The following is a 9,614-nucleotide window of genomic DNA, read 5'->3' as shown; positions in this document are numbered from 1 at the left end:
CTTTGTTTAGGAAATTCATCTCTCCTATTGTCATCCTTACAGTACACTATCTGTGTCTTTTCAGGATGTAATTTCAACTTATACTCAGCCAATCTTTCTTCGATCATTACTTTCACAAATTCTGCCTGTTTCTCTGTTCTGCAGTGCACTATCGCATCATCCACATATCTCTCAAATGGTACCGTCGGGTAGTTCTTTTTCATCCATATATCAAACACATGATGCATGAATATATTAGAGATGATTGGGCTAACTGAACCTCCTTGCGGAACTCCTTTATCCCTAACTACCTTACTGCCATCTGCAAGTTTTATAGGGGATTTTATCCACCTTTCAACGTATAGTATGACCCATTTGCAATTTGTATGCTTCTTGATAGCTTGCAATGCCAACTCGTGATCCAAATTGTCGAAAAACCCGGATATATCTAGATCTATCGTCCAATCATACCTCCAGCATCTTTTCCTTGCCGTATCTACCGCATCCAGTGCTGATTTATTCGGTCTATAACCATATGAATCTTCATGGAATTTTGGTTCTACTAGCGGCTCAAGATACATAGAAGCGGCCGTTTGCCCTATCCTGTCGAATACTGAAGGAACACCTAAAATTCTTTGTCCCCCTCCCGTATCTTTCGGTATTGCTACAGCTTTTACAGGCTCTGGAAAATAACTTCCTGATGACATCCGATTCCATAGTTTGTACAGATTATCCTTCAGGTTCTCTTCAAACCTTGTTATCGATACCTCATCCACACCAGCCGCACCTTTATTTTTCGATACTTGTTTATAAGCCCTCCAAATAAGTTGCTTTGGTATATCAAAAGACTTTGTTTTATTCATTAACTCCTCCCTTTCGGTTGATACATAATTAAAACTGAATAACTCAACTCCTTCGCTCCATTTCCATTACAGAAACTTCTTCACTACTACGCGCCCCTGTTTTCCGCATTGGTACTCTCATCCTTAGAGTTTAGCTCCTTGAATTTCTCCCTTATCATCGAAACGACAGGTTCCCGTAGTTCTACACAATAGCCTAAAATAGATTCATGCCACCTTTATGCCGGACGCCTCCTACCCCGTAAACAAGCTCCCGGTAGATTTATCCCAGTTGAGTTATAAGCCCCTGGTTTTGACGTCATCAGTTATGGTTTCGACACTTTATCAGTGGTTCACTTTCGTTCATCTCTCTATTTCACACATGACACATAACTGCGCCTTTTCCATAACGCTCACTACCTTGGCTCTTTACCAAAGCAGCTTATGGTTGTTTGAAGCCTGCTCTTGTAAATCGGCTCCGAGGGGCCCACCCTCATCTATTGCGTAGCTTAAGTACTCAGTTTGCTCTTTTCTGACCATTCCTTGCATCACTACGGCACACTATAACCTCCATTTCCAAGTTTTTTTGACTGAAAATCTCCTGTTTCTTTTTTCTTTGCTGCCACTCCCATAACGTAGTTCTTCCAATTTTAAATCTTGCTGCCACTGCTTCTCTGCTTTCTCCTTCTTCTAGTGATTCCATTGCTTTTTTTCTTAAATCATAACTATATGCTGCTGGCATACTTACCTTCACTACTATAAAATCTTATTTTACCTCGTTTGTACTATTATGAAAAGAGCTATAAACTACCTGAATGGAAGAAAAGAATGATTGAATGACAGAGGAAAACTCTTGTTGTTTGTCATGAATGCCATAAGAAAATCCAATATGGTAAATATGATGGTGATTCCTTAAAATGTAAAGATTATCGGAGAGCCACGTGATACGGAAACAGTCATGCGTGGTTCGGAGAGGGGTTGTTGGAAAAGTGCTTAGTAGTAACTCGCTGGCTACCTACTCTACGCAAGCACGGTTCTTGTGGGGGAGTCATAAAAATAAAACTCAAACAAGGTGGATAGGACTATGACTTCTACCAAACAAAAAACAAAAAAAGCAAATTATAGGTAATGAATCCTAACTCAGCGGGAATAGATATCATAAGTGTTGAAAGTATAACAAGTGGTATCATATAGCTAACTTAAAAGAGGTTTCCCCAAAGGGATAATAAAGGCATAGTAAGGCTTTAAGGTAATATAAATGATTGTATATTAAATCAAAGCCGCAAGGCTATAATGAGCAAGCTGTCAATTGGATTGATTGATAGAAATCGTAGGCATCTCAGTACACTCCTAGCTTTAAAAAATGGAGTACGAACGGTAGGGGGATCTAAAAACAATCCTGTACAGCATTTACATTATTATTTGATTATATTTATAGGTACAAAAATGGCTAGAACAGTTTTTTGATGTTTCAAAAGAAACACTTGATATCTCAATCGATAATAAACATCAGCGTATAGAAAATGTAGAAAGAGCTATATCTGAGTTTATAAAGTCAAAAATAGTTAACGTACTTGTTAGGTTATGTGTAAACAGGTGGTTATGAAAAACTTGTCATAAAGTTGTTACGGGAACATAACATAGCTGTTCACAGAGCTCACCCAAATCGGGTTTGCAAAGGTCTGCAACCACTTTGCAAAAACAGATAAATTAGATGCAAAATTACTAGAAAAATATGCTGAATTTATCACAAAAAATGACGAGGTAATAGAATACATAGTTTCACAAAAGCAAGAAGAACTAAAAGAGCAGTTGAGCGCAATCTAAACGATATGCAAATAAGTGCCGTTTGCAACAGGAAAAGCCAGGGAATATATAGAAAAACAGATAGAATTTGCAAAAGAGCAAATTAGGCAAGACATAGAAGAACTCTGATCCTGATTTGAAGGAAAAAAGCAAACTGCTAACTAGCTATAAAGGTGTTGACCGCAAGTATCCTACTCATAGAGGTACCTGAACTTGGTAGGTTAGATAATAAGGAAATAGCTTGTCTAGTTGCCAAAAACCAACGAAATCGGAAGGAAAATAAGCAAAGCTCAAATCATAGGTGGCAGATTTTATGCTCGAAAAGCATTATACATGTCTGCTGTGGTTGCAATGCGTCATAATAAAAAAATGAAAGTATTTTACCAGCGTTTAGTTGACTCTGGCAAAGCCGCTAAAGTTGCTGTAATGAGAAAAATCATCATTTGTTTAAATGCTATGATAAAAAATAATAATTTTTATCTTGATGTTTAAGACGGTAGATGTCCTATTCGATTGCTATACTAAAGTTTATTTAACATACTCCCAACCGAGTTGATAAAAGCTGTGTTATCTCCTTGCAGCATTAAGTGTATATTTTTTGCTATTTTTTCTACTAAGAGGATAACGTTATCAAAATTTGAAAATTTTGATAACACATAATCTGCTAAGCTTTTCTGATTTTCAGGCCTACCCACTCCAAATCTCAAACGCCAATAATCATTACCAATAAAGCTATCTATAGACTTAAGTCCATTATGTCCAGCAGAGCTGCCGCCTTTTTTTACTTTTATTCTTCCAAATTTCAAATCAGCATCATCATGTATGACAACAATATTATCTAGCGATAACTTGTAAAAATTTTTTATTTTTGTAATAGGGATACCTGAATTATTCATAAATGAATAAGGTTTTATCAGCATGATTTTATTATTATTAATTATGCCAGAGGTTATCAAGTAATCGGCTTTCTTAGAAAATGACTGAAAATTCCAATATTTGTAGATTGCATCAACGATGATGAAGCCGATATTATGATGAGTTAATTCATATTGACTACCAGGATTACCAAGCCCAGCTATTAAATGCACTACTCCTCTGTTTTTGTTTGAGGCTTTTCAATATCACTATCAGCAGCAGAGATTGTCACAATGGTGAAATTTTCTTCCTCATGAACTACAAACTTAACACCTTCTGGTAATTTTACATCATTGATATGTATAGACTGACCAATCATTTTGCCAGATAAATCAATTTCTATGACTTGAGGTATTTTATCAGGAGAGCATTTGACAGTAATAGAACGACACAAAACATTAAGCACTCCACCTAATTTAATTCCTGGTGATTTACTTTCATTTATGAACGATAAAGGTATATCTATTTTAATTTCACTACCTTTATCAACAAACTGAAAATCAACATGTTGCACAGTATCCTTTACTACATGCCATTGAATATCACGAACAAGAGCATATTCTTTTTTACCCGAAATATCCAGTTCTATTAGATGTGCAGAAAGAGTACCTAATTTATATTGCTTAGTAAATTCCTTTGCAGATAGTGTCAAATTTACGTTATCATGCCCTTTGCCATATATAACTGCAGGTATACTTCCCTTTTCCCTAAGAGCCTGCATCTCTTTCTTTTTTTTACATCACGTAATTCTGCATTAATTGTTACCATTTCTTGCTGTACCATCGATTACTCCTATTCAGCTAATCCTTTTAATATAATTTAATAATATAACATAAAAATATTTATTTTAAACTTCATTCTTTCACACTAATTCTTTGTGAAAGAATTTATTTAGATATATACTTAAGATTACTTAGTAAGAGCTATGAGTATTGACGATCAAGTAGTTTTTAAGATTTATAGGCCAACAAAAACTGCAACACAATCTGGTCTAGGTAATACAAAATTCTGGTACTTAAAAGTTGAACCTTGTTCTTACTATATTGAACCTTTGATGGGGTGGGTTGGCTCAAAAGACCCAAAAAAACAGATTGCATTAAAGTTTGATTCTCTTGAAAAAGCAGTATCTTATGCAAAGAAACATAACACAAAATACACAATTGAAATGCCAAAAGATGTTAAAAGGCTGCCAAAATCTTATGCAAATAATTTCATGCCAAAGTAAGTTTTATTGTAGTGTGTTTATCTAAAAGCTTAAATCTAATCGTTACTATGGGTTTTTAATTTTGCTAACACACTACGGCCATTTAGAGAGTCGAACCTGGCTAGCTAGTATCAAAGAGTTATTTTTTAGGTATTTCTCCATAAGGCTTGCCAGCCTTTTTGGATTACTCAAATAACTCCATTCTGCTCGCAGGACTTTTATGTCGCTTTTTGCACTAAATTAATTTCACGTTTTATTTGTGTTAGCTCTCTATTTAGTGACAGGACGTGTAATTTTACCTTAAATAACCCTGTAATGCTAAAGAAAACATAATTATTAAAATGATACAAAAGGTCCTCATGACAACCTCTGTATAGCTCTTAGTTTTGCTGAACGCGCTCGTGGATTTGTGTTTACTTCTTCTGCACTTGCTTTCATCACTTTTTTATTTAAAAGAGAGAATGTCTTGGTAGATTCTGATTCACATAAATCTTTAAAAAGGATTTTAACTATACGGTCTTCTAGAGAATGAAAGGTGACAACGATTAATTTGCCATTCTCGTTTAAAATCTCAGATGCAGCTTTAATACCCTTTTCAAGCTCTCCTAGCTCATCATTTACCCATATCCTGATCGCCTGAAATGTCCTAGTGGCAGGGTCAATCTTGCTTTTTCCACGAAACACTACAGAACGTACGATATCTGCAAGTTCAAATGTAGTTTTGATAGTTTTCTTCTTCCGCGTATTTACTATCGCTCTTGCGATTCTACGAGAATGACGCTCGCCCCCGTAATTGTATATAGTGTTTGCAATCTCTTCTTCACGTAAAGCGTTAACAAACGTTGAAGCATTCATATGAGAATAGTTATCCATGCTCATGTTAAGCGGACCATCACGTAAAAATGAAAATCCTCTGTTTCCATTGTTGAGTTGCATAGATGAAACTCCAACGTCAAAAACTATGCCATCCACTCCATTTGATGTCATTCCAGCGCGTGACGCTGGAATCCAGTTATTTTTTTTCTGGATCCCAGTATCAAGTACTGGGATGACAGAAGATTTATTCAGTATACTTTTAATATTACTAAACTTTTCAATAAACAATTTTATTCTATTAGGATATTTAACGTTCAGATCATCATAAAATTCGGTAACTGTTTCATCTCTATCAATTGCATACACTTTGCAATCAGCGGACTCTAATATTGCTTTGCTATATCCTCCAGCTCCAAATGTGGCATCTACATATATGCTATCACTTTGTGGTAATAATTGCAATAGCATCTCTTTTAACAAAACTGGAGTATGTGTCATATCAAGAGACTTTGTGCACTTAAATTAAAATAACTTTCTTGCCAAAAAATATATGGAAATATATAGGTATAATAAAGGATATTTAAATATAATCAACGATATAAAAATATTAAGATTTAATAAGATAATATTATTAATATAATATTTACATAATTCGCGTTTGAAAAAGTAAGTAATATTACTATAATATCAAACAAATTATGGAAGATTTTGTGCAACAAATGACAAAAGTAATACTATCAAGTTTAATTTGTAACACTTTGTTGTGGTATGATCATATGCTTTTTAGTCATCTAATAAGCATAATCGGAGATGTGTTTTTTCCGTCAGATGACAAATTAGTCAGCATACTTAAAGCTTTTGGAGTGTTTGCAGTGGGTTTCCTAATAAGACCAATTGGTGCTGCTATATTTGGCCACATTGGCGATAAATATGGAAGAAGGATTGCTCTATTTCTCTCTATTATATTGATGACTCTATCGACCGTACTTATTGCCTTTGTTCCGGGTTATCAAGAAATTGGAGTACTAGCATCAATACTGGTGGTATGTTTAAGATTATTGCAGGGTATATCCCTTGGAGGAGAGGCAGGAAATGCGCCATTTTTAATAGAGCATGCTCCTAAGAATAAAAGAGGATTTTTTGGCAGTATTGAAGTATTAAGCGCAATTCTCGGCTCAATATTAAGTCTTATAGCGGTACTCATATGCAAGAAAGTATCTAATTTTGAATCTTGGGGATGGAGATTGCCTTTTATTTTTAGTTTTGTAATGGGATTAATCAGCATATACATGAGATATATACTTGACGAAAGCCCAGAGTATAAAAAGCAGGAAAAGCCACATGAATTACCGTTAAAAGAACTATTAAATGGCTATAAAAAACCTTTCTTAATATCAGTGGGAGTTGACATAGTTGAAAATGCATCTCTTTACATATATTTAGTGTTTTTCAATGTACTTGCATCAACAATCAACACTCACTTTAACCATATAGTGGAAGTATTGAACCAAATTGCACTTGGAGGACTGACTATACTATTTGCAATACTTTCTGATAAGATAGGAAGAGAAAAAGTCATGAAATTTGCATTTGTGACTTTTATAGTAGTAAGTTATCCAGTTTTTTCAATGATACTAAGTGGTGATAATTTGCTCGCCATAATGGCGCACGTTCTTTTTATAATCCCAATAGCTGCATCGCTTGGTCCTGTTAGCGCGTTTATGTGTGAATTATTTCCAACAAGGGTGCGATACAGTGGATTTGGCTTATCAAGGAATATAGCTTCTGGATTTTTTGGTGGTCTTGCACCATTTATATGCACAACTGTTATCAAGATTACAGGACAAGGAGCTTTAGCAAGTTTTTACATGATTTTCTGTGCACTAATTGGGTTAGTTGCTATATCACAAGTTAAGAGTTAGATTTTTTCGAAAACCAAGTGTTTAAAAAAATCTAATCATAAGGTGGAAAATGCCAATTCTTAGGTGATAATGTAAATATTTCAACACCATCTTTTATTACCCCAAGCGTATGCTCAAACTGTGCAGAAAGTGAAAGGTCACGTGTTGTCACTGTCCAGCCATCTAGCTTACTAAGCAGAGTTTCATGATTTCCAGCATTGATCATTGGTTCTACTGTAAAAAACATGCCTTCTTTTAAGACAAGATCCTCATCTTCATCATAAAAATGTACAACATTTGGTGGAGCATGAAAAACCTTTCCTATGCCATGTCCACAATAATTGCGTACGATAGAATATCCGAAATCTCCAATATATTTTTCTATAGTAAGTCCTATTTCATTTAACTTATTGCCTGGCCTGACTTGTTTTATTGCTTCCATTAGCGCATTATAAGTAGCATTACACAAACGCTTTGCTTTTATTGAGGGTTTACCAGCCCAAAACATACGACTTGTATCACCATACCAGCCATTTAAAATCACTGTAACGTCAATATTTAAAATATCTCCATCTTTAAGAGGTTTATCATCAGGAATACCATGACATACAACAGCATTTTTTGAAGTGCAAATTGATTTTGGATATCCCTTATAGTTCAGTGGTGCTGGAATTGCACCTGCATTGATTATAAAGTCGTGACATAGATCATTTAACTCATTAGTTGTTACACCTACCTTGACGTATGGTGCAATGAAATCAAGAGTTTCAGCTGCAAGCCTGCCAGCTTTACGCATAAAGTCAAAATCTTCTTGTGAATGTATAGTTATGTTCATGTTTTCCATTTCTTATTATAATTCACATCTTGCGTAGTAGATTCCACTGCTTGACACATAATTGTACGAACATTGAATGCAAAAGTACAAAAAATATTGTTATCCAAGTGCCTTTTTTCCCTGTCATCCCAGTGCGTGACACTGGGATCCAGCCTATTTTATCTTTCATCATGGACATTGTATGCTCCTAGAATCTGTTGTTCATTGAACAATTTGCAAATGTTTTTATATCTAGATCCCAGTGGCTTTGTTGCATCGCTCTTTGGATAGTAGATAATGTATAATAAATTCATGAAGCTATCTCAAATTTAGCGACGCCAATTTCAATAAATTTATTGAGTAAGTAGCATTTTATTAGCAATTCTTTTTCACGATTTACTTCGGATTTATTTCTAAAGCTAAACCCAAATGTTTGTTTTAGTCGCGAAAAAAAAACCTCAATATATGACCTCTTTCCATAATTTACTTTTTCTTTCCACTTCTTCATACCATCTTCATTATGTAATTTGATTAACCTAATAGCAGTGTTCCTATCAGACATGTAGTCTATTTTTAAATGCTCTGCTGCACAGGTTTTTGGTAGAATTTTTGCTTTTATATTATATTCTTTGCATAATTTATAAAGCTTATGCCTATCGTACGCCCTATCGGCATATAGTACTTTTACGACATGCTGAAAATCAACTTTTTTTAGCAGATCACAAGTGATCAGAGTAGACACCGTTACTGTATTTTACAGCTATGGCGTTTTTGCTATTTATATTCAACATTACATGCAATTTTCTTGTCTGTTCATAGCTGCGATACTTTCTATCTTTACTATTTTCCTTACTGTGACCAGGGGTATTATTATAAATACTGATACTTGTACTGTCTATGGCAATTTCAATATCTTCCATATTGTTTTTGTCAACTCTGCAATCATTGATCTTAATATTGAGTTTTTTAAACCTTCTTGAAGCCTGCGAATAGCTAATGACTGCTAAGCCTTTTCCTACTTGCTGCAAATATCCTTTTATAAACCCTACCGTTTGTCTTAAGCCAATTCTAAAGAGACTAGCGACTATATGCACTAAAATCACAACTTTATCACTGTAAATATTGTTGCCACCGAACACTTTTGGACCATGTTCGTACCAATTTTCTATTAATAAAATGAAAAATATTTCCTCTTTCTTGGAGAAATTTGTTATATTCATTGCAGTTACTGACTTTCATTTGCTGTGGCATATTTTTTCTTCAATGGTTAAATGGCTATTCTATAATGAATTTTGTCAGTAACTGCCAGTTCTTTTCTCTTGAGTGATGCAACAAAGCCA

General features: G+C 34.6%; 8 protein-coding genes and 4 pseudogenes. 3 read left to right on the top strand and 9 right to left on the bottom strand.

Annotated features, from left to right (window positions below; genetic code table 11):
• The coding region (ltrA, locus tag Wcon_RS07960) for a group II intron reverse transcriptase/maturase (protein WP_114516916.1) at positions 1 to 842 on the bottom strand (842 nt) is incomplete at its 3' end.
• Between the two features lie 536 nt (positions 843 to 1,378).
• Positions 1,379 to 1,560: pseudogene (locus Wcon_RS07955) on the bottom strand (IS630 transposase-related protein); the annotation flags it as partial.
• A 747-nt stretch (positions 1,561 to 2,307) separates the two neighbouring features.
• On the opposite strand from Wcon_RS07955, the pseudogene Wcon_RS13455 reads away from it, so the two are divergent.
• A pseudogene (locus Wcon_RS13455) lies at positions 2,308 to 3,116 on the top strand (transposase).
• Between the two features lie 29 nt (positions 3,117 to 3,145).
• On the opposite strand, the gene pth reads toward Wcon_RS13455, so the two are convergent.
• Positions 3,146 to 3,712 (bottom strand): aminoacyl-tRNA hydrolase, encoded by a 567-nt coding sequence (gene pth / locus Wcon_RS07945; protein ID WP_114517800.1) that lies wholly within the window; start codon positions 3,710 to 3,712, stop codon positions 3,146 to 3,148.
• Positions 3,712 to 4,322: pseudogene (locus Wcon_RS07940) on the bottom strand (50S ribosomal protein L25/general stress protein Ctc). The gene pth and the pseudogene Wcon_RS07940 overlap by 1 nt, the downstream one beginning before the upstream one ends.
• Positions 4,323 to 4,464: 142 nt before the next feature.
• Between Wcon_RS07940 and Wcon_RS07935 the strand changes: the two are divergent.
• Positions 4,465 to 4,764, top strand: a complete 300-nt coding sequence (locus Wcon_RS07935; protein ID WP_114517799.1) for an ETC complex I subunit — start codon at positions 4,465 to 4,467, stop codon at positions 4,762 to 4,764.
• A 197-nt stretch (positions 4,765 to 4,961) separates the two neighbouring features.
• On the opposite strand, the gene Wcon_RS12580 is transcribed toward Wcon_RS07935, so the two are convergent.
• The gene (locus tag Wcon_RS12580) at positions 4,962 to 5,093 is read right to left on the bottom strand and encodes a hypothetical protein (protein ID WP_255565542.1); all 132 of its coding nucleotides are present in this window, start codon (positions 5,091 to 5,093) and stop codon (positions 4,962 to 4,964) included.
• Between the two features lie 7 nt (positions 5,094 to 5,100).
• Entirely contained in the window at positions 5,101 to 6,057 is a 957-nt protein-coding gene (rsmH, locus tag Wcon_RS07925; protein WP_114517798.1) for a 16S rRNA (cytosine(1402)-N(4))-methyltransferase RsmH, read from the bottom strand.
• Between the two features lie 212 nt (positions 6,058 to 6,269).
• Between rsmH and Wcon_RS07920 the strand changes: the two genes are divergently transcribed.
• The gene (locus Wcon_RS07920; protein WP_114517801.1) at positions 6,270 to 7,481 is read left to right on the top strand and encodes an MFS transporter; all 1,212 of its coding nucleotides are present in this window, start codon (positions 6,270 to 6,272) and stop codon (positions 7,479 to 7,481) included.
• Positions 7,482 to 7,512: 31 nt separating this feature from the next.
• On the opposite strand, the gene map is transcribed toward Wcon_RS07920, so the two are convergent.
• The 3 genes and pseudogenes from map to Wcon_RS13450 form a co-directional block, all read right to left on the bottom strand.
• On the bottom strand, positions 7,513 to 8,295 hold the full coding sequence (gene map, locus Wcon_RS07915; RefSeq protein ID WP_114517797.1) for a type I methionyl aminopeptidase: 783 nt from the start codon (positions 8,293 to 8,295) through the stop codon (positions 7,513 to 7,515).
• 22 nt (positions 8,296 to 8,317) lie between these two features.
• Complete coding sequence (locus Wcon_RS11465; protein ID WP_237350111.1) at positions 8,318 to 8,464, bottom strand: hypothetical protein; 147 nt, start codon at positions 8,462 to 8,464, stop codon at positions 8,318 to 8,320.
• A 120-nt stretch (positions 8,465 to 8,584) separates the two neighbouring features.
• Positions 8,585 to 9,525 (bottom strand): annotated as a pseudogene (locus Wcon_RS13450) (IS5 family transposase).
• Positions 9,526 to 9,614: the final 89 nt, after the last annotated feature.

The sequence above is a fragment of the Wolbachia endosymbiont of Cylisticus convexus genome (genome assembly GCF_003344345.1).
Note: the sequence above shows the minus strand (reverse complement) of the source record. Positions and strands in the feature narration are given on the sequence as shown.

What these genes read in the sequence shown, in the direction of transcription:
- rsmH (WP_114517798.1), bottom strand. Translation starts at nt 6,057, where the DNA reads ATGACACATACTCCAGTTTTGTTAAAAGAGATGCTATTGCAATTATTA.
- Wcon_RS07935 (WP_114517799.1), top strand. Translation starts at nt 4,465, where the DNA reads ATGAGTATTGACGATCAAGTAGTTTTTAAGATTTATAGGCCAACAAAA.
- Wcon_RS11465 (WP_237350111.1), bottom strand. Translation starts at nt 8,464, where the DNA reads ATGAAAGATAAAATAGGCTGGATCCCAGTGTCACGCACTGGGATGACA.
- map (WP_114517797.1), bottom strand. Translation starts at nt 8,295, where the DNA reads ATGAACATAACTATACATTCACAAGAAGATTTTGACTTTATGCGTAAA.